At 70.5% G+C, this 24,601-nt stretch carries 22 protein-coding genes; 10 read left to right on the top strand and 12 right to left on the bottom strand.

Going from position 1 to position 24,601, the window contains the following annotated elements; all coding sequences use genetic code 11:
• Positions 1 to 53 precede the first annotated feature (53 nt).
• On the top strand, positions 54 to 1,292 hold the full coding sequence (locus tag HUS56_RS05080; RefSeq protein ID WP_173922301.1) for a Bcr/CflA family efflux MFS transporter: 1,239 nt from the start codon (positions 54 to 56) through the stop codon (positions 1,290 to 1,292).
• Between the two features lie 32 nt (positions 1,293 to 1,324).
• Here the strand turns inward: HUS56_RS05080 and HUS56_RS05075 are convergent, their stop codons facing one another.
• Together HUS56_RS05075 and trxA are read right to left on the bottom strand one after the other, a co-directional pair.
• Positions 1,325 to 3,001, bottom strand: coding sequence for a thiamine pyrophosphate-binding protein (locus HUS56_RS05075; protein ID WP_217423934.1), 1,677 nt, complete (start codon positions 2,999 to 3,001; stop codon positions 1,325 to 1,327).
• Positions 3,002 to 3,082: 81 nt separating this feature from the next.
• Positions 3,083 to 3,409, bottom strand: coding sequence for a thioredoxin (gene trxA / locus HUS56_RS05070; protein ID WP_173922300.1), 327 nt, complete (start codon positions 3,407 to 3,409; stop codon positions 3,083 to 3,085).
• Positions 3,410 to 3,549: 140 nt separating this feature from the next.
• On the opposite strand from trxA, the gene HUS56_RS05065 reads away from it, so the two are divergent.
• The 5 genes from HUS56_RS05065 to HUS56_RS05045 all read left to right on the top strand — a co-directional run bounded on the left by HUS56_RS05065 (position 3,550) and on the right by HUS56_RS05045 (position 8,717).
• Positions 3,550 to 4,533 (top strand): Gfo/Idh/MocA family protein, encoded by a 984-nt coding sequence (locus HUS56_RS05065; RefSeq protein WP_173922299.1) that lies wholly within the window; start codon positions 3,550 to 3,552, stop codon positions 4,531 to 4,533.
• A 71-nt stretch (positions 4,534 to 4,604) separates the two neighbouring features.
• Complete coding sequence (locus tag HUS56_RS05060) at positions 4,605 to 6,086, top strand: D-alanyl-D-alanine carboxypeptidase/D-alanyl-D-alanine-endopeptidase (RefSeq protein WP_173922298.1); 1,482 nt, start codon at positions 4,605 to 4,607, stop codon at positions 6,084 to 6,086.
• Positions 6,083 to 7,294: a M20/M25/M40 family metallo-hydrolase gene (locus HUS56_RS05055; RefSeq protein ID WP_254431301.1), complete on the top strand. Its 1,212-nt coding sequence runs from the start codon at positions 6,083 to 6,085 to the stop codon at positions 7,292 to 7,294. The genes HUS56_RS05060 and HUS56_RS05055 overlap by 4 nt, the downstream gene beginning before the upstream one ends.
• Complete coding sequence (locus HUS56_RS05050) at positions 7,291 to 7,896, top strand: isochorismatase family protein (protein WP_173922297.1); 606 nt, start codon at positions 7,291 to 7,293, stop codon at positions 7,894 to 7,896. Before HUS56_RS05055 ends, HUS56_RS05050 begins: the two co-directional genes overlap by 4 nt.
• Complete coding sequence (locus HUS56_RS05045; protein ID WP_254431300.1) at positions 7,893 to 8,717, top strand: alpha/beta fold hydrolase; 825 nt, start codon at positions 7,893 to 7,895, stop codon at positions 8,715 to 8,717. Before HUS56_RS05050 ends, HUS56_RS05045 begins: the two co-directional genes overlap by 4 nt.
• 60 nt (positions 8,718 to 8,777) lie before the next feature.
• Here the strand turns inward: HUS56_RS05045 and hpaD are convergent, their stop codons facing one another.
• The 6 genes from hpaD to hpaH form a co-directional block, all read right to left on the bottom strand.
• Positions 8,778 to 9,944 carry a 3,4-dihydroxyphenylacetate 2,3-dioxygenase gene (gene hpaD / locus HUS56_RS05040; RefSeq protein ID WP_173922296.1) on the bottom strand — a complete coding sequence of 389 codons (1,167 nt, stop codon included), beginning with the start codon at positions 9,942 to 9,944 and terminating at the stop codon, positions 8,778 to 8,780.
• A 53-nt stretch (positions 9,945 to 9,997) separates the two neighbouring features.
• Positions 9,998 to 11,533 carry a 5-carboxymethyl-2-hydroxymuconate semialdehyde dehydrogenase gene (gene hpaE, locus HUS56_RS05035; RefSeq protein WP_173922295.1) on the bottom strand — a complete coding sequence of 512 codons (1,536 nt, stop codon included), beginning with the start codon at positions 11,531 to 11,533 and terminating at the stop codon, positions 9,998 to 10,000.
• An 11-nt stretch (positions 11,534 to 11,544) separates the two neighbouring features.
• Entirely contained in the window at positions 11,545 to 12,252 is a 708-nt protein-coding gene (locus tag HUS56_RS05030) for a GntR family transcriptional regulator (RefSeq protein ID WP_173922294.1), read from the bottom strand.
• Positions 12,252 to 13,826 carry a fumarylacetoacetate hydrolase family protein gene (locus HUS56_RS05025; RefSeq protein ID WP_173922293.1) on the bottom strand — a complete coding sequence of 525 codons (1,575 nt, stop codon included), beginning with the start codon at positions 13,824 to 13,826 and terminating at the stop codon, positions 12,252 to 12,254. Before HUS56_RS05025 ends, HUS56_RS05030 begins: the two co-directional genes overlap by 1 nt.
• A gap of 72 nt (positions 13,827 to 13,898) precedes the next feature.
• The gene (locus tag HUS56_RS05020; protein WP_173922292.1) at positions 13,899 to 14,744 is read right to left on the bottom strand and encodes an HpcH/HpaI aldolase/citrate lyase family protein; all 846 of its coding nucleotides are present in this window, start codon (positions 14,742 to 14,744) and stop codon (positions 13,899 to 13,901) included.
• A complete protein-coding gene (gene hpaH, locus HUS56_RS05015) occupies positions 14,729 to 15,514 on the bottom strand; it encodes a 2-oxo-hept-4-ene-1,7-dioate hydratase (RefSeq protein WP_173922291.1) in 786 nt (261 codons plus the stop codon). Before hpaH ends, HUS56_RS05020 begins: the two co-directional genes overlap by 16 nt.
• 149 nt (positions 15,515 to 15,663) lie before the next feature.
• Between hpaH and HUS56_RS05010 the strand changes: the two genes are divergently transcribed.
• The gene (locus HUS56_RS05010; protein WP_173922290.1) at positions 15,664 to 17,043 is read left to right on the top strand and encodes an MFS transporter; all 1,380 of its coding nucleotides are present in this window, start codon (positions 15,664 to 15,666) and stop codon (positions 17,041 to 17,043) included.
• A gap of 80 nt (positions 17,044 to 17,123) precedes the next feature.
• Here the strand turns inward: HUS56_RS05010 and HUS56_RS05005 are convergent, their stop codons facing one another.
• Positions 17,124 to 18,782, bottom strand: a complete 1,659-nt coding sequence (locus HUS56_RS05005) for a thiamine pyrophosphate-binding protein (RefSeq protein WP_173922289.1) — start codon at positions 18,780 to 18,782, stop codon at positions 17,124 to 17,126.
• 233 nt (positions 18,783 to 19,015) lie between these two features.
• Positions 19,016 to 19,180, bottom strand: a complete 165-nt coding sequence (locus HUS56_RS05000) for a hypothetical protein (RefSeq protein WP_173922288.1) — start codon at positions 19,178 to 19,180, stop codon at positions 19,016 to 19,018.
• Between the two features lie 309 nt (positions 19,181 to 19,489).
• Between HUS56_RS05000 and HUS56_RS04995 the strand changes: the two genes are divergently transcribed.
• From HUS56_RS04995 to HUS56_RS04985, 3 genes are all read left to right on the top strand, one after another.
• Complete coding sequence (locus HUS56_RS04995) at positions 19,490 to 20,983, top strand: glyceraldehyde-3-phosphate dehydrogenase (protein WP_256368777.1); 1,494 nt, start codon at positions 19,490 to 19,492, stop codon at positions 20,981 to 20,983.
• 44 nt (positions 20,984 to 21,027) lie between these two features.
• A complete protein-coding gene (locus tag HUS56_RS04990; protein ID WP_173922286.1) occupies positions 21,028 to 22,203 on the top strand; it encodes a thiolase family protein in 1,176 nt (391 codons plus the stop codon).
• 76 nt (positions 22,204 to 22,279) lie between these two features.
• The gene (locus HUS56_RS04985; protein WP_173922285.1) at positions 22,280 to 23,068 is read left to right on the top strand and encodes a 3-hydroxyacyl-CoA dehydrogenase; all 789 of its coding nucleotides are present in this window, start codon (positions 22,280 to 22,282) and stop codon (positions 23,066 to 23,068) included.
• Between the two features lie 51 nt (positions 23,069 to 23,119).
• Here HUS56_RS04985 and HUS56_RS04980 read toward each other — a convergent pair whose 3' ends face one another.
• Together HUS56_RS04980 and HUS56_RS04975 are read right to left on the bottom strand one after the other, a co-directional pair.
• Entirely contained in the window at positions 23,120 to 24,097 is a 978-nt protein-coding gene (locus HUS56_RS04980) for a hypothetical protein (RefSeq protein WP_173922284.1), read from the bottom strand.
• A complete protein-coding gene (locus HUS56_RS04975) occupies positions 24,094 to 24,435 on the bottom strand; it encodes a PadR family transcriptional regulator (protein WP_173922283.1) in 342 nt (113 codons plus the stop codon). The genes HUS56_RS04980 and HUS56_RS04975 overlap by 4 nt, the downstream gene beginning before the upstream one ends.
• Between the last annotated feature and the right edge of the window lie 166 nt (positions 24,436 to 24,601).

The following is a 24,601-nucleotide window of genomic DNA, read 5'->3' as shown; positions in this document are numbered from 1 at the left end:
GCGGCATCCGCCGACACCTGGACGGGGCGTCGCCCCAAACAAGGAGATTCCGAATGGTGTACACGCGCAGGGTCGCCGGCACGGGTGTCCCGCCCGAGCTGAACGGCACCCTGCTGGTCGTGCTGTGCGCGATCATGATCCTCAATCCGATCGTGGCCAACATGTACCTGCCGGCGCTCGGCATCATGGCCGACGACCTCGGAACGACCATCGCGGGCATCCAGGTCGCCCTCACGGCGTTCCTGCTGGGCGTGGCCGTCGGGCAGCTCATGGTCGGCGCCCTGTCGGACGCGCTCGGCCGTCGGAGGGTCATCATCATCGGATTCGCGGTGCTGACCGCAGCGGGCGTGCTCGTGGCCGCTGCGCCGAACCTCGACCTGCTCATCCTCGGCAGGGTGTTCCAGGGCCTGGGGGCGTCGGCGGGCGTGGTCGTCATCCGCGCGGTCATCGCGGACATCGGCGTCCGCGCACAGGTGCCCCGGGCGTACAGCCTGCTCACCGGCACGCTTGCGATCGGTCCACTCGTCGCGTCGTTCCTCGGCACCGTGCTGCTCGAGGTGGGCGGCTGGCGGCTCATCCTCGTCGGCATCACGGTGATCTCGGCGCTCTTCCTGCTGCTCGTGGCCTGGCGGATGCCCGAGACGCTCGCGCTCGACCGTCGCGCCACGCTGCACCCCGCCAGCATGGCGGCGACCTACGGGCGACTCCTGAAGGATCCGGCGTACGTCGGCAACGCCCTGACCATGGCGCTGGCCCTCGGCGGGATCATGGCGCACGTGAGCGCGTCGTCGTTCGTCGCGCAGGACGTGCTCGGTGCCGACGTCTGGGGCTTCTGGGCGATGTTCACGGTCTACGCCCTGTCGGTGCTCGTCGGCGGCATGGCCAATGCACCACTCTCGGCACGGTTCGGCGCGCAGCGCATGCAGGCCATCGCCCTCACGGTGGCGATCGCGAGCACCGCGGCGCTCACGGTGATCACCGCGACCGGCCTGCTCACCGTCGCGTCCTACCTGCCGCTCATCGCCCTCGCGTGCGGCAGTGCCACCGCGATCATGGCCAACGCCACCACCCTCACCCTGGCGCGGGCCGGGTTCGCCGCGGCATCCGGGGCGGCCCTCATGGGCAGCATCCAGTTCGCGGCGGGGGCGGCGGCCTCGCCGATCGGCGGCCTCTGGGGCCCGCACACGGCGGTGCCCATGGCCGCCGCCATGTTCGGCTGCTTCCTCCTCAGCCTCGCGGCGCGCGCCTTCGCGCGGTACTGGGAGCGTCGGATGCCGGTGCCGGCCCGCTGAGGCCGACGACGCGTCCAGGCATCGCATCGGGCTCAGGCGAGCGCGGGCGAAGCGACCCCCTCGCGGACCGCCGGATTGCGCATCATCATCCGCGACGGATGGCGCACGATCTTCGCGTCGATCACCAGCGGGCGGGCGCGTGGGCCGTCGAGCCACTCGACGACCGGTGCGAGGTCGTCGAGGTCGCGCACGGTGACCCCGTGGCAGCCGAACCCGCGCGCGACGGCGGCGATGTCGGTCTCGGGGAAGCGTACCGTGTCGAGCTGCGCGGTATCGCCCTGGAAGAGGTTCACCTCGGCGCCGTACGCTTCGTCGTTGAAGACGATCACGACCATGCCGGGCCCGAGCCGCCCCGCCGTGTCGAGCTCGACGAGCGACATCATGAACGACCCGTCGCCCGTGCCGCCCACGGCCGTTCGGTGCGGCTGCGCCACGGCGGCACCGATCCCCGCCGAGAGCCCCATGCCGATCGCCTGGAAGGACAGGGGGATGCAGTAACCCCGCTCGTCGGGCACGCGCAGATGCGCTCCCGCGTAGCAGTTCACGTTGCCGCCGTCGGGCACCACCACACGCTCGAGGGGGAGCAGGGCATCGAGCGAGTTGACGAGCGCCTGTGCATCGATGCGTCCGGGCTCCTCGTGAGGCTCGACGGGCTGGTCCTTCCAGTAGCGGACCGCCCGCACGTGGTCCCGCATGCCGGGGCGGCGGTAGCCCGTGCGCGGGCCGCCCTGCTCGAGCGCGTCGGCGACGGCGGCGGCCACGAGTGCGGCGTCGCCCATCACGGCCAGGTCGACCGGCCGGTGCAGCCCGAACGCCTCCCTGCGATCGTCGACCTGGGCGACCGTCGCTCCGTCGAGGAGCGTGCCATTCCGAGTCGTCCACGTGTTGAACGCGACGCCGAAGCCGACGATCACGTCAGCGTCGGCGATGAGCCGCGCGGCACCCGGAGTCGAGAATCCGCCCATGATGTCGAGCGCCCACTCGTCGCCGACGAAGAGCCCCCGGGCCGCCGCCGAGGTCGTCAGCAGCGCGCCGCCCGCTTCGGCGAGCCGCCGCAGCTCCGCCTTCGCGCCCCACGCGCCGCGTCCGCCCACGATCACCGGACGCTCGGCGTGCCTCAGGAGCTGCGCCAGCCGGGCGATCGAGTCGGGATCGGCCGCGCGCGCCACCGGCCCGCCGAGCGCGGGGATCCTCGCGTCATCCCACTCGATGAGCTCATCCTGGATGTCGACCGGCATCGACAGCACCACGGTGCGTCGCTCATGCAGTGCCAGTCGGAAGGCGTCGGCCGCGTCGGTCACCGCCGTCTCGGCCGAGACGACCCGCGCGGGCGTCGCGCCGATCGCGAGCACCGCGGCATCCTGGTCGATGTGGAAGTTCGAGGTCGTGTCGCCGGTCGCGGTGTCTCCTGCGAGCACGAGGATCGGGGTGTGGCACTTCGCGGCCTCGGTGATGCCGGTGAGCGCGTTCGTGAGCCCGCACCCCTGGTGCACCGAGACGATCGCGACGCGTCCGGTCACCCGGCTGAACGCGTCGGCCATGGTGGCCGCGCCCATCTCGTGCCGTGAGGCGGTGAACGGAACGCCGGCTGCGATGGCCGCGTTCGTGGCGTGGAAGTTCCCGCTGCCCACCACCCCGAACACGTGTCCAGCTCCCAGTGCCGCGACCGTTCGTCCGATCGCGTCGGCGACGGTGATGCGTTCGCCCATCCCTTGACCTCCTGTCTCGGCCGGCGAGCCGGCCGGCCTGCGCCGGGCGATCGGCACGGCGCACGGAATCGCGCCCTCGCGTCAGCCGATGAACTCGGCGAGCTCCGCTTCCAGCGCCGCCTTCGAGAGCGCGCCCGAGATCGACTTGACGGGCTCCCCGCCCTCGAACACCCGCAGGGCGGGGAGGCCGATGATCTTGTACTTGGCTGCGGTCGTCATGTTCTCGTCGACGTTGAGCTTCGCGACGAGGATCTTGTCGGCGTGCTGCGCGGCGAACTGGTCGAGCACCGGCGACATGCGCACGCACGGCCCGCACCACTCGGCCCAGAAGTCCACCAGTACCGGCCGGTCGGCGGCGAGCACCTGCTCGTCCCAGGTGGCGTCGGTGACGGATACAGCTGCGCCCATCGGATACTCCTTGACTCGTCGGGGTGCGGCTCGAGCCGGTGCTCGGGCGAATCAGCACGGTACCGCTGCAGTCCCGACGGCGGAACAGCCGTGTTCAACAGGTGAAAGGCCGGAGGGCGAGCCGCCAGTAGGCTTCGCTCATGACGGAACGACTGCGCTGGGGCATCCTCGCAACGGGCGGCATCGCCCGAGCCTTCACCAACGACCTGCATCTCAACGGGCTCACGGTGCAGGCCGTGGGTTCGCGATCCCGGGCATCCGCTGAGGCGTTCGCCTCCGAGTTCGGCATCGCCGACGTGCACGGCAGCTACGAGTCACTCGCCGCCGACCCCGACGTCGACGTCGTCTACGTCGCCACTCCGCACCCGATGCATGCCCGCAGCGCCCGGCTGATGCTCGAAGCGGGCAAGCACGTGCTGGTGGAGAAGCCCTTCACCCTCAACCAGCGTGAGGCACAGGAGCTCGCCGATGTGGCCGCAGCACGCGGTCTGCTCGTGCTGGAGGCCATGTGGACCAGGTACCTGCCGCACATGGCCCGTGTCCGCGAGATCCTCGCGGAAGGCACGCTCGGCGAGGTGCGAACGCTGATCGTCGATCACACCCAGAAGCTCTCCGACGACCCATTGCACCGCATCAACGCGCTCGAGCTCGGCGGCGGAGCCCTGCTCGACCTCGGCGTCTACCCGGTGTCGTTCGCGTGGGACGTGTTCGGGGCGCCGGCCACCATCCAGTCCACCGCCACGTTCAAGCCCACCGGCGCCGATGCGCAGGTCGCCACCATCTTCGGCTACCGGGGCGACCGCATGGCGTCGATGGTGACCGCGAGCGACGTGCTCGGCCCGAACACGGCGACGGTGATCGGCACCGATGGCCGGATCGAGATCGACCGCACGTGGTACATGCCCACCTCCTTTCGGGTCGTCGCCGCCGATGGTGCGGTGATCGAGGAGTTCCGCTCGGAGGTCGTCGGTCGAGGCATGCACTTCCAGGCTGAGGCGGTCGAGCGGCTCGTCGCCGAGGGCAACCTGCGCGGCGACCTGCTGACGATCGACGAATCGATCGCCATCATGGGCACGCTCGACGCGATCCGCGAGCAGATCGGGTTGCGCTACCCCGGAGAGTGACGGTGTGACGGTGGGGCGGTCGCTCGGGCGACGGTCAGGCTCCACTCCGGGCCATTTCGTACAATTCCCGGGTGAACGACGAGACGGCGTTCCCCGAGCGCGCGCATGAGGCCGACGAGCCCACGACGTCCGCCGACCCCGCTGCCGGCTCGTCGAACCCCGTCATCTCGTTCGTGCGGCGCCATCGGATGGCGACCGCCCTCACGGGCGGGGCCCTTGCCGTCGCGCTGCTCGGCACCGGAGCCGTCTACGCCGGGGCCGCACTGGCGGATGGCGACCGGGTGGCGCCCGCCGCCGTCACGCAGACCCCCACCGCCGAGCCCACCCGGCCTGCGCCGGCCGCGGCATCCGTGAGCCGGCTCCGGACCTGCTCGGTGACCGACCGTGCTGCCGACCCTCGCCTCGCCAACCTGCAGGCGCAGGTGATGAACGCGACGACCGGAGAGGTGCTCTACGACCGCGGCGGCACGACTCCGTCGCGCACGGCCAGCGTCATGAAGGTGCTCACGTCCGCCGCGGCCCTTTCGGTGCTCGGGCCCGAGTACCGCACGACCACGACGGTCGTGAAGGGCGCGGAGCCCGGATCCGCGGTGCTGGTCGGCGGCGGCGACGTCACGCTGTCGAGCACCCCGAGCGGGTCCGCGACCGTGTATCCGGGGGCGGCGCACCTCGACGAGCTGGCCGCGCAGGTGCGGGCCGCGTGGGATGCCGACCCTTCCAATCCGCCGCTCACGAAGCTGGTGCTCGACGCGAGCCTGTTCGCCGGCGACGAGTGGCAGCCGAGCTGGGATCCCGCTGAGCGGGAGTACGGGTACATGCCGAACATCACGGCGCTCATGGTCGACGGCGACCGCGACGATCCGTATGCCGAGACGTCGTGGCGCAGCGGCGACCCGATCGGCCGCGCCGGCGACGCGTTCGCGAGGGAGCTCGGCGGCATCTCGGCGATCGAGCGCGGCACGGCGCCGGCAGGTGCGCCCGTGCTCGGGGAGGTGGCGTCGCCCACGGTGGCCCAGCTCGTCGACAAGGCGCTCGTCGTGTCCGACAACGCCGTCGCCGAGATGCTCGGGCGGCTGGTCGCGATCGAGACGGGAGCGGGCAACACGTTCGCCGACATCAACGCCGGCGTGCTCCAGGGACTCGCCGCGTACGGCCTCGACACGACGGGGATCGTCGTGGTCGACGGCTCCGGCCTCAGCGACGACAACGCGGTGCCGCCGTCGTACCTCACGCGCCTGTTCGTCAAGATCAACGCCCGCGAGGGCAACCTGGGCGTCATCTTGGACGGCCTGCCCGTCTCGGGTGAACGCGGCTCGCTCTCGTACGCCGACCGCTTCGCGGGCGACAACGCCGTGGCAGACGGCGCGGTGTCCGCGAAGACCGGCTGGATCGAGACCGGGTACACGCTGTCGGGCGTCATCCGGGCTCAGGACGGCGCCACCCTCACCTTCGCGATCTACGCACTGGGAGACGTGACCGATGAGGCGAAGCAGGCGATCGACACACTGACGACGGGGTTCTTCCTCTGCGGCGACAACCTCGCGAACCAGTGAGCCGAGCGGTGACGGATGTCGCGGGGTCCACCGGTCGCGAGCCGGGGGAACCGCAGCGCCGTCGCGAGGTCGCGGCACTCACCCGACGCCTCGTCGCGATCGATGCCACGAACCCCTCACTCGTGCCCGGTGGAGCCGGCGAGCGGGACATCGCCCGGTTCATCGCCGAGTGGCTCGAGCGGCGCACGCTCATGCTGGCCGGACACCTCGACACCGTCGGCGGCGCGGGGGACGGCGTCGAAACCGCGGGGCCGGATGCCGCGAGCCCGGGCACGCCGCAACCCCACGACCCGGCCGGCCGCATCGTGGGACGCGGCGCGTACGACATGGCGGGCGGCCTGGCCGCCGCGATGATCGCCGCCGCCCCCGCTTCCGCGGGGCTCGCGGGCGACATCGTGCTCGCGTTCGCCGCCGACGAGGAGTTCGGGTCGGTCGGCATGGAGGAACTGCTCGCCGCGATCGACGCCGACGCCGCGGCATCCGGCGAGGCCCGCCGACCCCGGCCCGACGCGGCCGTGGTGCTCGAGCCGACCGACCTCGAGGTCACCCTCGCGCACCGCGGGTTCGCGTGGTTCCGGGTCGAATACGAGGGACGCGCCGCGCACGGCTCGCAGCCCGAGCTCGGCGTCGACGCGATCGACCGGGCCGTGGACGGGATGATCGCGATGCGCGGCCTCCGCGGTCGTCTCAACGCGTCGCCGCGGCATCCGCTGCTCGGTACCGGAAGCGTGCGCGTCGCCACCATCGAGGGAGGAACCGACGCGGCCACCGTCGCCGACCGATGCGTGCTCGTCGTCGAGCGTCGCACGCTGCCGGGCGAGGCCGACCCGGGTGCCGACTTGGAGCGCCTGCTCGCACCATCGCAGCCGACACGGGTCGTGCCGCTCGTCGCGCGGCCGGCGATGGAGGCCGACCCCGACTCGCCGATCGCCCGGGCGGTGCTCGCCGCCGTCGAGCAGGTCACCGGGCGACCCGCTGTGCGTCGCGGCGACCCCTGGTGGACGGATGCGGGGCTCATCGCGGAGGCGGGAATCCCGGTGGTCCTCGTGGGCGCAGCCGGTGGCGGTGCGCATGCCGATGCGGAATGGGTGTCGCTCGACTCGCTCACGCAGTTGGTGGGCACGCTCGAGCTCGTGATCCGCGCCATCTGCCACGAGGACGCCGCGAACGGCGAGAATGGATGGAACGAGCGAAGGAGCGAGCAATGACGCGTGCGCTGTTCATCATCGACGTGCAGAACGACTTCACCGAAGGGGGAGCCCTCGGCGTCGACGGGGGAGCGGCGGTCGCCGCGGGGATCACGGAGTTCCTCGGGCGCCATCGCGACGAGTACGACCTCGTCGTGGCATCCCGCGACTGGCACTCGGGCGAGCACGACAACCAGGGTCACTTCGCGATCGGAGACATGGATCCCGACTTCGTGAACTCGTGGCCACCGCATTGCGTTGCCGGCACCGAGGGGGCCGAGTACCACGAGGGCCTCGAGCAGGAGCACATCGACGTGCACATCAAGAAGGGCCAGGGCGTGCCCGCCTACTCGATCTTCGAGGGGACGGACGAGTCGGGCGCATCCGTGAGCGAGGTGCTGACCTCTCGCGGCATCAGCGACGTCGACGTCGTGGGCATCGCCACCGACTACTGCGTGCGAGCGAGCGCGCTCGACGCGCTCGAGCACGGACAGCACGTGCGCGTCTTCACCGACCTCATCGCGGGCGTCGCGACCGAGTCGTCGGAGGCCGCGCTGGCCGAGCTGGGCCACGCCGGTGCCGAGATCACGGAGTCGAGCGCGCTCGACAGGGCCGACGCGTGAGGGGGCCCGCGGCCGCGAATACTCCCCTCCTGTACGCCGAATCGCCCGACGGCGTGCTGATCGCCTACCGGATCCATGGTGGTGATGCGCTGGATGCCTCGGACGCGGCCGATGCCGCGACGCCCGTGCTGCTCGTGCACGGCTTCGCATCCAACGCGGCGGTGACCTGGGAGGGCACCGGGTGGGTGAAGGCGCTGCGCGACTCGGGTCGCGCGGCGATCACGGTCGACCTGCGCGGTCACGGCGACAGCGACAAGCCGATCGACGGCAACTCGTACGCACCCGACCGTCTCGGCGCCGACCTCGTCGCCGTGCTCGACTCCGCGGGAGCGGCGCAGGCCGATGTGATCGCCTACTCGATGGGGAATCGCGTCGTGTCGGCGCTCACCGAGCTCGCGCCCGAGCGGGTGCGGCGCGTGGTCATCGGCGGCGCCGGCCCGGTCGAGTTGTTCGCGTCCTGGGACCTGGACGAGGTGCGGGACGTGCTCCTCCGAGACGAGCGCGCCCGCAACCCCCTCATCGAGCGGGTGCTGCGACCGGCGATCGATGCGGGCGCCGATCGCGAGGCGCTCCTCGCGTGCATCGAGGGCGTCGCCGGCTCGCCGCTCGCGGTTCCCGGCGACATCCCGACGCTGTTCGTGGTGGGCGAGGACGATCCCGTGCCCGCGGGCGTCCAGGAGCTCGCGCTCGACTGGGATGCCGAACTCGTCACGATCCCGGGCCGCGACCACGTCTCGACGCTCACGGCCCGAGCGTTCAAGGACGCCGCGATCTCGTTCCTCGCCGGGGCCGAGCGGGCACCGAAACCGGCCGTGGGGTAGCGTCGAGGCGAGCGAGGTCCGGGCACGCACAGCGCTCGAACCCCCGGTGGCCGGATCAGCTCAGAGCTGATGACCGAGCTTGTACTCGCCCTGCTTCCATTCGGGCATGGACTCCTCGCCCTCGTCGGCTCGGGTGTACGAGAACCCGTCGGCGCCGATCGTGACCGCCATCTCCGAGTCGTCGGTGCGCGCGACGACCTCCTTCGGGTTGCCGTCGAGGTCGAGCACGAGCGACGCCTCGGTGTACCAGGACGGCACGACCGGGTTGCCCCACCAGTCGCGGCGCTGGTTGTCGTGCACGTCCCACGTGACCACGGGGTTGTCGGGGTCGCCGGTGTAGTAATCCTGCGTGTAGATCTCGACGCGGTGGCCGTCGGGGTCGCGCAGGTACAGGTAGAACGCGTTCGAGACGCCGTGACGCCCCGGCCCGCGCTCGATGCGATCCGACATCCGCAGCGCGCCCAGCTTGTCGCAGATCGCGAGGATGTTGTGCTTCTCGTGCGTCGAGAACGCCACGTGGTGCATGCGGGGGCCGTCGCCGCCCGTCATGGCGGTGTCGTGCACGGTGGGCTTGCGACGCATCCACGCGGCGTACACCGTGCCGGCGTCGTCCTGGATGTCCTCGGTCACGCGGAAGCCGAGGTCCTGCATGAACTTCGTCGCACGCGGCACGTCGGGCGTGACCTGGTTGAAGTGGTCGAGGCGCACGAGGGCACCGGGGGTGTAGAGGTCATAGCGCCAGGCGAGCCGTTCGACGTGCTCGACGTCGTGGAAGAACTCGTACGGGAAGCCCAGCGGGTCCTCGACGCGCACGGAGTCGCCGATGCCCTTGGTGAACCCCTCGGCGCGGCGCTCCACGCGGCATCCGAGCTCCTCGTAGAAGGCGACGGCCCGGTCGAGGTCCTCGGGCGTGCGGACCCGGTACGAGAACGCCGCAACCGCCGCGACCGGGCCCTGGCGCAGCACCAGGTTGTGGTGGATGAACTCCTCGAGCGACCGCAGATAGACGGTGTCCTCGTCCTCGTCGGTCACGGTGAGACCCAGCACGTCGACGTAGAAGTCACGTGAGCGCTCGAGGTCGGTGACGACCAGCTCCATGTAGGCGCAGCGCAGGATGTCGGGGGCCGGTGCCGTGGGGGTCGGGATGGGGTCGTCGGTGTGGATGGGAGCCTCCTGCGAGACGAAGAAGCCCGAGGAGGTGAGGGTCTTGTCTGCTCGTGCGGTCATGTCAGGGTCCTTGCGTCGTATGTCTGGATGTGTCGGATGCCGCGGTGTCGTGCTCAGCGCGGGTCGGGATCGTCGAGGTCGGTGGCCTCGTGGGCATCCTGCTTGCCGAACGTCGGGTTGTGCACGGCACCGAGGGTGATGTGCACGGCCTGCTGGTCGGTGTAGAAGTCGATGGAGCGGTACCCGCCCTCGTGGCCGAGGCCGGACGCCTTGACGCCGCCGAACGGGGTGCGCAGGTCTCGCACGTTGTTCGAGTTGAGCCAGACCATGCCGGCCTCGACCGCCTGCGCGAAGTTGTGGGCGCGCTTCAGGTCGTTCGTCCAGATGTAGGCGGCGAGGCCGTACTTCACGCCGTTCGCGAGCTCGAGCGCCTCCTCGTCGGAGTCGAACGGCGTGATCGCGACGACCGGGCCGAAGATCTCCTCCTGGAAGATGCGCGCGTCCTTCGGGACGTCCGCGAACACCGTCGGCGCCACGTAGTTGCCCGTCGGCAGGTCGTCGGGGCGGCCGCCGCCGGCGACGAGGCGGCCCTCGGACTTGCCGATCTCGACGTAGCTCATGACCTTCTCGTAGTGCTCGGGGTGCACGAGCGCGCCCACCTCGGTCTTCGGGTCGTGCGGATCGCCCACGACCACGCGCTCGGCCTGCGCGGCGTACTTCTCGACGAACTCGTCGTAGATGGATCGCTCGACGAGGATGCGGCTGCCCGCGGTGCAGCGCTCGCCGTTCAGCGAGAACACGCCGAAGATCGTGGCGTCGACCGCGGCATCGAGGTCAGCATCGGCGAACACCACGGCCGGGCTCTTGCCGCCCAGTTCCATCGAGAGGCCCTTCAGGTACGGTGCTGCGTTGCCGAAGATGATCTGACCCGTGCGGCTCTCGCCGGTGAACGAGATGAGCGGCACCTCGGGGTGCTTGACGAGGGCGTCACCCGCCTCCTCGCCCATGCCGTTCACGAGGTTGAAGACGCCCTTCGGCAGTCCCGCGTCCTCGAAGATCCCGGCCCAGAGCGAGGCCGAGAGGGGCGTGAACTCGGCGGGCTTGAGCACCACAGTGTTGCCAGTGGCGAGCGCGGGGCCGAGCTTCCACGACTCGAGCATGAATGGCGTGTTCCACGGCGTGATGAGGCCCGCGACGCCGATCGGCTTGCGATTGACGTAGTTGATCTGGCGGCCGGGCACCTTGTACGTGTCGTCGGCCTGCGCGACGATCAGGTCGGCGAAGAACCGGAAGTTCTCGGCCGCGCGCCGCGCCTGGCCGAGGGCCTGCGTGATCGGGAGTCCGGTGTCGAACGTCTCGAGCTCGGCGAGGCGCGCGTCCTGGGCTTCGACGCCGTCGGCGATGCGGTGGAGCACGCGCGAGCGTTCGCGGGGGAGCATGCGCGGCCAGGGGCCCTCGTGGAAGGCGCGCTTCGCCGCGGCCACGGCGCGATCGATGTCGGCCTTCTGTCCGGCCGCGGCCTGCACGTAGGTCTCGTTCGAGACGGGATCGAGCACGTCGAACGTCTCGCCGCCGACGGAGTCGACGAACTCGCCGTCGATGTAGTGGCGGATGCGGTCGGGCAGGCCCTCGGGAATGTAATGCGCCATGGATGGTCCCTTCACTGAGCGGCGACGGAGAAGTCGGCTGATCCGGTGCGCTGCACATCGGCGGGCGCCCGGTGGTCGGACTGGAACGCGAGCACCGCGTCGAGGGTGGCCGTGCGGTGGGCTCGTGCCGTGAGCTCGATGTCGAGCGGCGCGGCCTGCTGCTCGATGAGTTGCAGCAGGCGGTCGTGCTCCTCGACCGAGGCGTGCGCACGTCCGGGCACGAAGCTGAACGACGAGTCGCGCAGCACGGTCAGACGGTTCCATCCGCGGTGCACGAGGTCGAGCACGTGCGGGTTGGGGCATTCCTCGAACAGCACCGAGTGGAACTCGAGATTGAGCTCGGTGAATCGGTGCGGGTCGAAGTGGTCGAGGGTCTGCCGCATCCGCTCGTTGATCTCGCGTGCGCGGCCGATACGGGCGCTCGTGAGCCTGGGTGCGCTGAGGGCGGTCGCATACCCCTCGACAAGCGCGAGCGTCTGCATGGTGTGCTGGTACTCAGCCTCCTCCACGAGGGCGACCTGGGCGCCGACATTGCGCACGTACGTCACGAGTCCCTCGGCCTCGAGCCGGCGGATCGCCTCGCGCACGGGCACGACCGAGACGTCGAGCTCGCGGGCGATCTGACCGAGCACGAGCCGGTACCCCGGCACGTAGCGCCCGTCATCGATGCGGGAACGGATGAAGCCGTACGCCAATTCGGACTTGCTCTGCGTCGTCATCACGCCTCCAGCCGCCCGGCCGCGTCGTGCGCTGCGCGCCAGTCCTCGTACTTCGCACGCCACTGCGCGTTCATCGGGAACAGTCCGTCGACGGGCTCGCCCTCGGCGACGCGGTCGGCGACCCACGCGTCCGCGGCATCCTGCTCGGCGGCCTCGGCCGCGACCTCCGCGGCCAGGTGCGGCGGGATGACGATGACGCCGTCGCCGTCGCCCACGATGACGTCGCCCGGCTGCACCGCCGCACCCCCGCAGGCGATCGTCACGTCGACCTCCCACGGCACGTGCCGGCGGCCGAGCACGCTGGGATGCGCGCCCTGCGAGAACACCGGGATGCCGATCTCGGCGACCGCGTCGAAGTCGCGGACGCCGCCGTCGGTCACGATGCCCTCGGCGCCGCGCACCTTCGCGCGAAGGGCGAGCACGTCGCCGACGGTGCCGGTGCCGCGCTCGCCTCGGGCGTCGACCACGAGCACCTCGCCCTCACCGATCGAGTCGAACGCGCGCTTCTGCGCATTGAACCCGCCGCCGTACCGCTCGAAGAGATCGGGCCGAGCCGGGATGAAGCGGAGGGTGCGCGCCCGGCCCACGATGCGGTCGCCCGCGTGGTTCGCCGACACCCCCTCGATGAAGATGTCGTGGTATCCGCGCTTGCGAAGTGCGACCGAGAGGGTCGCGACGGCGACGCCGCGCAGCTGCTCGCGCAGTTCGGGGGTGAGCTCGAAGTCGTCGGCCGCTGGACGAGCCGGCGGCGCGGCCGCAGATCCCGCTGGTCGAGCCGCGGCGGCCGTGGCCGCGGAGTCCAGACCGGGCGCCCGCCCCGCCGCCACCGCCGCGGCCAGCTCCTCCTCCGACCCCCACGCCTCGATCCGCTGCTGGTCGTCGACCGATGGCGTGGAGCCGAAGTCCCCGAACGGGGTGGTGCCCTGGGTGATCGTCGTGACGAGTCGGCCGGTGGTCGGGGCGCCGGGAACTCCGGGTGCGTCGACCTCGACCTCGACGACATCGCCGGGGACCACGACGCTCGATCCGGCGGGGGTCCCGGTGAGGATGAGATCGCCCGTCTCGAGGGTCATCAGCTGCGAGAGGTCGGCGATGAGCCGGCGGAAGGGGAAGAGCAGCGTGTCGGACGTGTCCTCCTGCGCGAGCTCGCCGTTGACCCAGGTGCGGACGCGCCAGTCGCCCTCGCCGAGGTCTGCGACGGGGATCGCAACGGGGCCGATCGGGGTGAATCCGTCACCGCCCTTGTTGCGCAGGTTCGAGCCCTTGTCGGCGGCTCGCAGGTCGTAGAGCCCGAAGTCGTTGGCCGCCGTCACGGCCGCAACGTGCGCCCAGCCCTGCTCGGGCCTCACCCGCCGCGCCGGCTCGCCGATGATGAGCGCGATCTCACCCTCGAATGCGAGCAGCTCCGTGCCCGCCGGGCGCTCGAGTGCATCACCGGTGCGCGCGACGGATGATGCCGGCTTCAGGAAGTAGCTCGGCTGCTCGGGCGTGCGGCCCCGCTGTGCGGCCCTCGACGGGTAGTTGAGGTGCACGGCGATGATCTTGCCCGGGGTGGCGATCCCGTATGTGGTCATTGGACTCCCTCGTCTGTCGCGCGCGTGAACGTATCTTAAATCATATACGATTTGGCTCTGGTTGTGAAGTTGTCAGTAGCCCGGACGAGACCCGTCTTCGCCATCGTCGGTCGTGTCGGGGGCCTCGCGGCCGCCCTCGGCTTGGATGAACCGGTCGGCGAGGGCCTCGGACGCGCGTGCGAGCATCGCCACATCCGCGCCGACCAGCACGAACGACGCACCCGCCGCGAGGTACCGATCGGCCGCTTCGGGGACGAACGCATTCACTCCGGCCGGCTTGCCGGCGGCGACGGCAGCGCGGATGCACTGCTCGACCGCGGCCACGACGTCGGGGTGGTCCTGCTGCCCGAGCACACCCATCGATGCGGCGAGGTCGGACGGGCCGACGAAGATCGCGTCGACTCCGTCGACCGCGAGGATCTCGTCGACGTGCGCGACGGAGACGGCCGACTCCACCTGCACGGTGAGCGACACTGTGCCTGCGGCATCGGCCAGGTAATCGGGCACGCGATTCCACCGCGACGCACGGGCCAGTGCGCTGCCGACGCCGCGGACGCCGGCCGGCGGGTAGCGCACGGCGCGCACCATCTCGGCGGCGTGCTCGGCCGAGTCGACCATGGGCACGAGGAGGTTCTGCACGCCGAGGTCGAGGTACTGTTTGATCGTCACGACGTCGCCGTACGGCGGGCGCACGAGCGGGGTGGTGGGGTAGGCGGCGACCGCCTGGAGCTGGGCGAGGATCGATTCGAGCGTGTTGGGGGAGTGCTCGCCGTCGATGAGCAGCCAGTCGAGACCGCTGCCGGCGGCGATCTCGGCGATGAGCGGGCTGCCCGAGCACACCCACATCCCCGCGAGGGGGCGGTCGGATGCCGCGAGCCGTTGTGCGAAGGTCGACGGAAGGGTCATTCGAACCGGCATGTGATCGCTCCCAGCTGTGCGTAGTCGGCGTGCACGGTGTCGCCTCGCTCGACCCACATGGGGCGGGTGAACGAGCCCGCGAGGATGATCTCGCCCTCGCCGAGCGACTGCCCGTGCTGAGCGAGCTTGTTCGCCAGCCAGGCGACGCCCATCGCGGGGTGGCCGAGCACGGCGGCGGCGACGCCCGACTCCTCGATCCTCTGGTTGCGGTAGAGCAGCGCCGAGACCCAGCGCAGGTCGACCGCGTCGGGCTTGACCGGATTGCCGCCGATCACCATTGCGCCCATGGCGGCGTTGTCGGAGATCGTGTCGACGATGGTTCGGCCCTGCATCTCGATGTGGGAGTTCAGGATCTCGAGCGCAGGCACGACGTACGCCGTGGCGTCGAGCACGTCGAAGATCGTGGCGTCGGGACCGCTCAGCGGCTTCGCGAGCACGAATGCGAGTTCGACCTCGATGCGCACGTTCGAGAAACGGTCGAAGTCGACGGAAGCGCCCGACTCGATCACCATGTCGTCGAAGATCACCCCATAGTCGGGTTCGGTGATGCCGGTGGCGACCTGCATGACCTTCGAGGTCAGGCCGATCTTGCGGCCGACGAGCCGCCGTCCTGCGGCGACGCCGCGCTCAGCCCAGAGGCTCTGCACGGCATACGCGTCCTCGACCGTCATGCCGGGGTTCCGTGCCGTGAGGAGTGGAACGATGGTGCGGTCGCGCTCGGCGGCGACGAGTTCGTCGGCGATACCGGCGATGCGTTCTGGATCGAGCACGGTGGGCTCCACTTCGATGTCAGACTCCGCTGCTGATCATATTCGATCGTGGTCGGATATGGTATCCGAAATGATATATGATAAGCCGCGATGCCGCGTCGCGTGTGCATCCGAACCCCGAAAGCGAAACGACAGAGGAGTCGCCCCGCATGACCGCCTCAACCGGCACCGAGTTCCATCCCAAGACGAGGCAGCATGAGCTTCGCCGCGTGGCCATGGCCACCGTCATCGGCACCACCATCGAGTGGTACGACTTCTTCCTGTACGCGAGTGCCGCAGGCCTCGTCTTCGGTGCGTTGTTCTTCGCGCCGGCCGGGCCGCAGTTCGCGACGATCCTCGCGTTCGCCACGGTGGGCGTGAGCTTCCTGTTCCGTCCGCTCGGCGCGTTCCTCGCGGGCCACTACGGCGACAAGATCGGCCGCAAGGCGATGCTCGTCATCACGCTGATCCTCATGGGTGCCGCCACCACCCTCATCGGCGTGCTGCCCACGTACGAGCAGATCGGCGTCGCCGCGCCCGTGCTCCTGATCCTCCTCCGCATCCTCCAGGGGCTCTCCACCGGGGGCGAGTGGGGCGGCGCCGTGCTCATGGCCGTCGAGCACGCACCCGACGAGAAGCGCGGTCGCTACGGCGCGTTCCCGCAGATCGGCGTGCCGATCGGCCTGCTGCTCGCGTCGGGCGTGCTCGCGCTCATGACGGGGGTCATCTCGCCCGGCGACGCCTTCCTCGGGTGGGGCTGGCGCATCCCGTTCCTGCTGAGCTTCGTGCTCATCATCGTCGGCATCATCGTGCGCCGTGCCGTCGACGAGAGCCCCGTGTTCCAGGAGATCGCCGCGAAGAAGGAGAAGGCGCGCACCCCGATCCTCACGCTCTTCCGCAAGCACTGGCTGCTCGTGCTGCTCGCCGCCCTGACGTTCGCCGGTAACAACGCCGCCGGCTACATGACGACCGGCGGGTACCTGCAGAACTACGCGACGATGCCCGTCGACCAGGGCGGTCTCGTCGGCATGGAACGCACGCCCGTGCTCCTGGCCGTCGCCGGAGCATCGGTCGTCTGGCTCGTCTGCACCTTCGCCGCCGGCATGGTCTCCGACCGCATCGGGCGCAAGAACACGTACATCATCGGCTGGATCGCGTTCCTCGCGACCGTGTTCCTGCTGTTCCCGCTCGCCGACACCGGCAACCCGTGGCTGCTGTTCCTCGGCGTCTCGCTGTTCGCTATCGGCAACGGGTTCACCTACGGCCAGCAGGCGGCCTACTACACCGAGCTGTTCCCGGCATCCATCCGCTACTCGGGCGTGTCGATCACCTACGCGATCGGTGCCATCCTCGGTGGAGCGTTCGCGCCGACGATCGCCGCCTGGCTCGTCGCGTCCACGGGCACCGCGACCTCCGTCGCGTTCTACATCGCGGGCATCATGGTGGTCGCCTTCATCGCCACGCTGCTGCTGCGCGATCGTACGCGCATCCCGCTCGGGCCCGACCACGAGGCGGAGCAGTCGCGAAGCCACTTCGTCTGGGAGAAGTAGCAGACCATCATCGGTCGACCGAGAATGGGGCCGATGTCGCGGGCGCGAGCTGGCGGCATCCGCCCGTTCCGGCCCGCTGCTCAGCGCCGGTTGATCGCGACGATCTCCTGCTGGTACGGGGCGATGACGTCGGACGAGATGCGACAGTCGAGCAGCAGGAACCGGCGCTCCTCGACGGGAGTCGCCGCCCAAGTGGCGAGTCGATCGAGATCGGCGAGCCGCTGCACGACGACGCCCTCCGCTCCGACCGCGGTTGCAAGGCTGGAGAAGTCGACCTCGGGGATGCGCATGGGCGCCTCGGCGAGTCCCATCAGCCCGTAGAGGTTGACCTCGGCGCCGTAGGCGGCGTCGTTCCACACGACGGCGATGCCGCGTCCGCCGGCCACGCGCACCGCCGACTCGAGGTCTGCGAGCGCCATGAGGCCGCCGCCGTCGCCGGTGGTGAGCACGACGGTCGACTCGGGCTTCGCGGCCGCGGCGCCGGCCACGCTCGGGAAGCCCAAGCCGATCGACTGGAACGCCGTGCCGACCATCATCATGCGGTCGGGTGCGACGACCGGCCAGTACATGTTGGCCCAGCCGATGAAGTGCCCGCCGTCGGAGACGACGACGCGGTCGTCGGGCAGCAGTTCCCCGAGGCGGATCGCGGCGGCCCGCGGGGCCAGGCGCCCGTCGCCCGCCAGCTCGTGGCTGGGCGCGTCGTAGGCGCGGGCGGCGTCGATGTCGCCGGACTCCCGCCAACCCGACGAGCGTGCACCGACGGCCGCGAGCTCGGCGACGAGCGTGCGCGCCACGACGGCGGCATCGGCACGGATGTAGCCCGCGACGTTGGGGTGCGTCGGCGTCGGTGCGACATCGACCTGCATCACTCGCGTGCCGGGCGCGAACAACTCGCCGAACCGCATCGTGAACTGGTTGAGGCCGGCACCGAAGACGACGGCGACATCGGCCTCGCGCACCAGCTCCATGGCGCCGTGTGCGCCGAATCCGCCGGCGACGCCGAGGTCGTAGCGCGCGTCGGGGAAGATCCCCCTGCCGAGGGCCGTGGTCACCGTGAGGGCGCCCGTCGCGTCGGCCAGGGCGCCGAGCGCCTCACCTGCGCCGGCGAGCCAGGCACCGCGTCCGGCGAGCAGCAGCGGTCGTCGCGCACCGGCGAGCGCCCCGGCGAAGCCGGCGACGGCATGTGTCGCGAATGCGCCGGTCGGCATCGTCGGCGACGGATGCCGCAGGGCGGGCGGCTCGGCGAACTCGCCCGCGTCCGTGGCGACCACGTCGTAGGGCAGGGCGAGCACCACGGGCCGCCGGCTCGCCACGGCGTGCTCGACGGCGAGCACGACGGTCGCGGCGGCATCCGTTCGCCCGACCGTGTAGGTGCGGGCACCCACCGCCGACGCAAGGGCGATCTGGTCGACGTCCCAGGGCCGTCGCCCGGCGGTCGGCTGGTCGCCGACTAACAGCACGAGTGGAATCTGGGCCTGTACCGCCTCCGCGAGCGCCGTGAGGGTATTGGTGAAGCCGGCGCCGTACGTCGCGGTCGCGCCGGCGAGCCGGCCTGACGCGCGATAATGTGCGTCGGCGGCTACGACCGCGCCGGCCTCGTGACGAACGGCGATGTACGTCACCCGGGTGTTGCGCGCGAGGGCATCGAGAAACCGGGCGTTGCCGTTCCCCATCACTCCGAAGACATGGTCGACGTGGGCGGCGAGGGTGTGCGCGACATGGGCGGAGACGTCGGGCATGCTGAGGCCTTTCGAGACAGGACGGATGCGGTTCCCGTATGTGTCTCGCGCAGCCGACCGCGGACCGACCTTCGCTTCGCGCCCATTTTTCGAGCACCGGTGCCCTCGCAGGCACCTGGACCGTCCGAGTATATCCCCGAAGCGGCATGGAGGCCGAGCAGGCGGAACCCGCCCGGCCTCCGCCGATGACGCTGCGTCTCAGCCGTTGCCGAGCCGCGTCAGCCGCGAAGGCGTCAGACGCGACGGCTGCCGGTGAGCATCCGCACCAGCCACACCACGACGGCGATGACGAGCAGCGCGATGCCGACCCACAGGAGGAAGTTCAGTGACTGCACGAACCCGCCCGTGAACAGCAGGATGATGGCGATGATGGCGACGATGATCAGGAGGATGTTCATGGATCTTCCCTTCCGTTCCGGTCCCCGCGATGTCGGGAACCGCGGGATCTCAAGGCCACTCGACCACATGGACGAATGGCTTGTCCAGCGGTTGCGCGGCCTGTCGCCATGCGTGTAAAGCGCTCCCATGCGCGGAACGCGCTCGGGATGCCGCCGCCCGCCGCTCGCGCCACGGCGTCACGTCGCGGCATCCGCTCGCGACGCGCTGTACAACGAGGCGTGCACCGGATCTCGCCTAGACTCGAGGCATCCCCGAAAACTGACGTGGTCGATGCTGCCATCCGCGTGCTCGGCCCGAGAAGGACGACCGTGAGCCACGACTTCGCCGCCCGCCGTACCGACTGGATCGCCCGAGAGGAGCTCGCCGAGCGCATGATCCCGCTCATCGGCGGCCTCTACCGAGACCACGGGGTGGTGACGTCGATCCACGGCCGCCGGCTCATCAACCGCTCGGCCATCGAACTGCTGAAGGCGCACCGGTTCGCCCGGCAGGCCGGCGCCGACGAGCTTGCGCTCGAGGACTCCATGCGCGTGCTCGAGGCGCTGCGTGAAGTCGGCCCCGGTCCGGCGTCCATCGACGTGGCTCGGCTCGTCTCGCGCTACAACGACTCCGGCGCCGAGGGCGAGCGGATGCCGCTCGTCGACTTCCTGCGCAGCGAGCTCGCCCCCGTGCTGGTCGCCGACGGCTCGGCCCCGGCCTCGGGCACCGATGTCGTGCTCTACGGTTTCGGACGCATCGGGCGCCTGCTCGCCCGCATCCTCATCGCGCACGCGGGCGGTGGGCAGGGCCTGCGGCTTCGAGCGATCGTCGTGCGCAAGGGCTCCGACAACGACCTGATGAAGCGGGCGAGCCTGCTGCGTCGCGACTCCGTGCACGGCCCGTTCCAGGGCACGATCGAGGTCGACGAGGCGGCGAACACGATCCTGGCGAACGGCACGCTGATCCAGGTCATCTACTCGGACGACCCGGCATCGATCGACTACACCGAGTACGGCATCCGGGACGCGATCGTCGTCGACAACACCGGCCGCTGGCGCGACGAGGAGGGGCTGTCGCAGCACCTCCGCTCCAATGGCGTCGCTCGCGTGCTGCTCACCGCGCCGGGCAAGGGCGCCATCAAGAACATCGTCCACGGCATCAACCACGGCGACATCCAGCCGTCCGACACCATCCTCTCGGCGGCATCCTGCACGACCAACGCGATCACGCCGGTGCTCGCCGCCGTGCAGGATGCGTACGGGATCGCCCGCGGGCACGTCGAGACCGTGCACTCGTTCACCAACGACCAGAACCTCATCGACAACTTCCACAAGGGCGACCGCCGCGGTCGCTCCGCCGCCCTGAACATGGTGATCACCGAGACGGGCGCGGCGAAGGCGGTCGCGAAGGCGCTGCCGGCGCTCGCGGGCAAGCTGACGGGCAGCGCCATCCGCGTGCCCACCCCCGATGTGTCGCTCGCGATCCTCAACCTGCAGCTCGAGCGCCCGACCGACAAGGCCGAGCTCAACAGGTACCTCCGCCAGGTGTCGCTGACCTCGCCGTTGCGCCAGCAGGTCGACTACATCGAGTCGCCCGAGGTGGTCTCGACCGACTTCGTGGGATCCAACCGCGCGGGGGTCGTCGACGGGCTCGCGACGATCGCCGACGGCACCGACGTCGTGCTCTACGTCTGGTACGACAACGAGTACGGCTACAGCTGCCAGGTGGTGCGCGTCGTCGAGGCGATGGCGGGGACGCACCCGATCGTCCTCCCCGAGCGCGAGCCGGTGCTCGTCGAGCGGGCGGCGGCGCTGGTCGAGTAGTGCGCGGCGGAGCCGGACGCGTATCGAGACCATAGGCTGGGAGAATGCGCACTGAAGCCGTCATCGTCGATGTCATCCGCACGCCCGTCGGGCGGGGCAAGCCGGGGGGAATCCTCTCGGGCGTGCACCCGGTCGACCTCCTCGCGGGTGTGCTCGACGCGCTCGTCTCGCGCAACGACCTCGATCCGGCACTCGTCGACGACGTCATCGGCGGGTGCGTCAGCCAGATCGGCGAGCAGAGCTACAACATCACCCGCAACGCGGTGCTCGCGGCGGGCTTCCCCGAGACCGTCCCCGGCACCACGATCGATCGCCAGTGCGGGTCGAGCCAGCAGGCCGCGACGTTCGCCGCCCAGGCGGTGATGGCCGGGCAGGCTGACATCGTCATCGCGTGCGGCGTCGAGTCGATGAGCCGCGTGCCGCTCGGCTCGAGCGCGGCGGGCGCCGACCCCTACGGCTCTCGCGTTCGGGCGCGATACCCCGAGGGGCTGGTGAACCAGGGCGTCTCGGCCGAGCTGATCGCGGCGAAGTGGGGCTTCTCGCGCGAGGATCTCGATGCGTACTCGGCCCGCTCGCACGCGCTCGCCACCGCGGCGGGCGAGTCCGGCGCATTCGCCACCGAGGTCGTGCCCGTGCCGGGCGTCGAATCGCTCGTCGACGAGACGGTGCGACCCGCGACATCCGTCGAATCGCTCGCCGGGCTGAACCCGGCGTTCCGCACCGACGCGCTCGCCGAGCGCTTCCCCGAGCTCGACTGGCGGATCACGCCCGGCAACTCGTCACCGCTTACCGATGGCGCCTCCGCGGCGCTCATCATGAGTGCCGAGGCCGCGTCGAAGCTCGACCTCGCGCCGCGGGCACGGTTCCGCGCGTTCTCGGTCGTCGGCAGCGACCCGCTCTACATGCTCACGGGCGTGATCCCGGCAACGCAACGCGTGCTCGAGCGCGCCGGCGTGGTGATCGACGAGATCGACGCGTACGAGGTGAACGAGGCGTTCGCCTCGGTGCCGCTCGCGTGGCTGAAGGACACGGGTGCGGATGCCGCGAAGCTGAACCCGCGCGGCGGCGCCATCGCGCTCGGACACGCGCTCGGCTCCTCGGGCACGCGCCTGCTGACGACGCTGGTCAACCAGCTCGAGGCGACCCGAGGGCGCCTCGGCCTGCAGACGATGTGCGAGGGCGGCGGCATGGCCAACGCCACCATCATCGAGCGCCTCTGACCCAGCGCACCCCGAGTTGCCCCGATCTCCCGAGAATCCGGCAACTCGGTCACTCGACAAAACGAAGGGACACCACATGGAACTCGACGGCGCATCGGCGATCGTCACCGGCGGCGCATCCGGCCTCGGCAATGCCACGGCCCGAGCCCTCGTCGAGGCCGGCGCATCCGTGGTGCTCGTCGACCTGCCGGGGCCGCGCGGCGAGGAGGCGGCTGCGGCGCTGGGCGACCGGGCTCGATTCGTGGCGGCGGATGTCGCGAACGAAGCCGAGGTGCAGGCCGCGGTCGACGCGGCATCCGCCATCGCACCGCTTCGCGTCGCCGTGAACTGCGCCGGCATCGTGACGGCGAATCGCACGGTCGGTCGCGAGGGGCCGGCACCCCTCGACGCGTTCGAGCGCACCATCCGCGTGAATCTCATCGGCACGTTCAACGTCATCCGGCTCGCGGCCGCTGCGATGTCGGCGAACGACCCGGTCGACGGACAGGTCCCGGGCGGGCCGGTCACGGCCGAGCGCGGCGTCATCATCAACACCGCATCGGTCGCCGCCTTCGACGGACAGATCGGCCAGGCCGCGTATTCCGCGTCGAAGGGCGGCGTGGTCGGCATGACGCTGCCGATCGCGCGCGACCTCTCGAAGCTGCTCGTGCGGGTCGTCACCATCGCGCCGGGCATCTTCGAGACGCCCATGATGGCCGGCATGCCCGACGATGTGCGAGCCTCGCTCGAGGCGCAGGTGCCGCATCCGTCGCGCTTGGGGCATCCCACCGAGTACGCCGCGCTCGTGCGATCGATCATCGCGAACCCGATGCTGAACGGGGAGACGATCCGGCTCGACGGCGCGATCCGGATGCAGCCGAAGTAGTCGAGGTCTGCGGCTCGAGGAGCGCCCGCAGCGGGCGCTCCTCGACCAGCATCAGTACCCGCCGAGCGCCGATCCGCCGCGGTTGCGCGCCGCCTTGATGAAGCCGTCGACGACGTCCCAGACGGCGACGCCGATGACGGCGATGAGCAGGACGGCGACCGTGACGTCGCTCGCCTCGCCCCACGGCCAGCCGATCGCCTCGACGAACTCGGGCGCGAGGAGCTGCCCGCTGACGAACAGCCAGACCGCGGGGATCGTGAATGCGGCGTTCAGCAGCACGTTCAGCCCGGCCATGGTCCAGTTCCAGCCACGCAGGTAGATGACGATCGCGAAGACCGCCTCGAGGGCGATCAGAGCGAGGAAGTACGGGATCCAGAACGACCACAGGGCGGGGTCGAGCACCGGGATGGGCTGGCGCTCGCCGCCGATCCAGACGACGCCGAACTGCTGCCACACGATCGCCACGGCGAACACGCCGAGGAACACGAGCGACGCGATCAGGTCGCCGAGCCGCCCGGCGCGGGCGTCGTCACGCGGTTGCGGCAGCTGCTCGGGTGTCCACGTGCTGGCCGGCACCGCCGTTCCAGGGCTGCGTTCGAGCACCGCGAAGACGAGCGTCACCCAGAAGCAGAGATTCACGAAGACCGCCAGCGCCGTCGAGATCGTCGTGCCGATGATGCCGCCCACGTCAGCGCCCGAGGCCACCTGGCCCAGCAGTACGCCGGCAGCGGCGAGCGGCACGACGATGGCGACGAGCAGCTTCAGCAGTCGCCACCACGTGAGGAAGTACTTCGGGCCGATGAGCTGCAGGGGCCGGTCGACGTAGCTGGCAGCGAGTCGCAGCGGATCGCCGAGTTCGACGAGCGCGGAGTGCTCGGCGTCGGCCGGCGCCGCGCCGCGCTCGACGTGCGCGTCGATCACGTCGCCGATGCGCTCGCGCAGCTCGCGGCCGAACTCATCGCGCTGCGCCTCGGGCAGGCTGCGGGCCGCCGCCCACACGTAGCGGTCGGTGAGGGTGGAGGTGGTCATCGTTCTTCTCCCGTGTCGAGTCGTGCGAGGGCGGCGTCGATGCGGCGCCAGTCGGTCATGAGCGCGGCGGCGAGTCGGTCGCCGGCAGGGCTGGTGCGATAGAACTTGCGAGGGCGCGCCTCTTCGGTGTTCCACTCACTCGAGAGCAGGCCCTGCTTCTCGAGGCGCCGGAGGAGCGGATAGAGCGTGTTGGCATCGACGAGGATGCCGAGCCCATTGAGGGACTCCAGCAGCGCGTAGCCGTAGTCGGGATGCCGGAGCCGCACCAGGCACGCGAGCACCACGGTGCCGCGACGCAACTCCTGGATGTGCCCGGCAGTCGTCTCGTCAACGTTCATGTCACACACGGTACTGTGTGACACACACTATTGCAAGTGCTACTTCATGGTGCCGGGGATGCCACGGGAACACATCCGTTCTCGACCGGTTGCCCGTTTCGGGGATTTCCGCGACACGCCGGCCGGCGCCGCGATGGCGGCGGTGTGTCGCAGAAATCCCCGAATC

Origin of the sequence: Agromyces sp. Marseille-P2726 (assembly GCF_902809835.1) — a bacterium.
Lineage (GTDB): Bacteria > Actinomycetota > Actinomycetes > Actinomycetales > Microbacteriaceae > Agromyces.
Note: the sequence above shows the minus strand (reverse complement) of the source record. Positions and strands in the feature narration are given on the sequence as shown.

Coding starts and splice junctions, on each gene's coding strand:
- trxA (WP_173922300.1), bottom strand. CDS start 3,409: ATGGGCGCAGCTGTATCCGTCACCGACGCCACCTGGGACGAGCAGGTG.
- hpaE (WP_173922295.1), bottom strand. CDS start 11,533: ATGGCGCATTACATTCCCGAGGGCCTGCCCGACCGCATCCGCCACTAC.
- HUS56_RS05030 (WP_173922294.1), bottom strand. CDS start 12,252: ATGACGACGCAGAGCAAGTCCGAATTGGCGTACGGCTTCATCCGTTCC.
- HUS56_RS05005 (WP_173922289.1), bottom strand. CDS start 18,782: ATGCCCGACGTCTCCGCCCATGTCGCGCACACCCTCGCCGCCCACGTC.
- HUS56_RS05050 (WP_173922297.1), top strand. CDS start 7,291: ATGACGCGTGCGCTGTTCATCATCGACGTGCAGAACGACTTCACCGAA.
- HUS56_RS05080 (WP_173922301.1), top strand. CDS start 54: ATGGTGTACACGCGCAGGGTCGCCGGCACGGGTGTCCCGCCCGAGCTG.
- HUS56_RS04980 (WP_173922284.1), bottom strand. CDS start 24,097: ATGACCACCTCCACCCTCACCGACCGCTACGTGTGGGCGGCGGCCCGC.
- hpaD (WP_173922296.1), bottom strand. CDS start 9,944: ATGACCGCACGAGCAGACAAGACCCTCACCTCCTCGGGCTTCTTCGTC.
- HUS56_RS05020 (WP_173922292.1), bottom strand. CDS start 14,744: ATGCCGGTTCGAATGACCCTTCCGTCGACCTTCGCACAACGGCTCGCG.
- HUS56_RS05010 (WP_173922290.1), top strand. CDS start 15,664: ATGACCGCCTCAACCGGCACCGAGTTCCATCCCAAGACGAGGCAGCAT.
- HUS56_RS04990 (WP_173922286.1), top strand. CDS start 21,028: ATGCGCACTGAAGCCGTCATCGTCGATGTCATCCGCACGCCCGTCGGG.
- HUS56_RS04975 (WP_173922283.1), bottom strand. CDS start 24,435: ATGAACGTTGACGAGACGACTGCCGGGCACATCCAGGAGTTGCGTCGC.
- HUS56_RS04985 (WP_173922285.1), top strand. CDS start 22,280: ATGGAACTCGACGGCGCATCGGCGATCGTCACCGGCGGCGCATCCGGC.
- HUS56_RS05000 (WP_173922288.1), bottom strand. CDS start 19,180: ATGAACATCCTCCTGATCATCGTCGCCATCATCGCCATCATCCTGCTG.
- HUS56_RS05075 (WP_217423934.1), bottom strand. CDS start 3,001: ATGGGCGAACGCATCACCGTCGCCGACGCGATCGGACGAACGGTCGCG.
- HUS56_RS05065 (WP_173922299.1), top strand. CDS start 3,550: ATGACGGAACGACTGCGCTGGGGCATCCTCGCAACGGGCGGCATCGCC.
- HUS56_RS05025 (WP_173922293.1), bottom strand. CDS start 13,826: ATGACCACATACGGGATCGCCACCCCGGGCAAGATCATCGCCGTGCAC.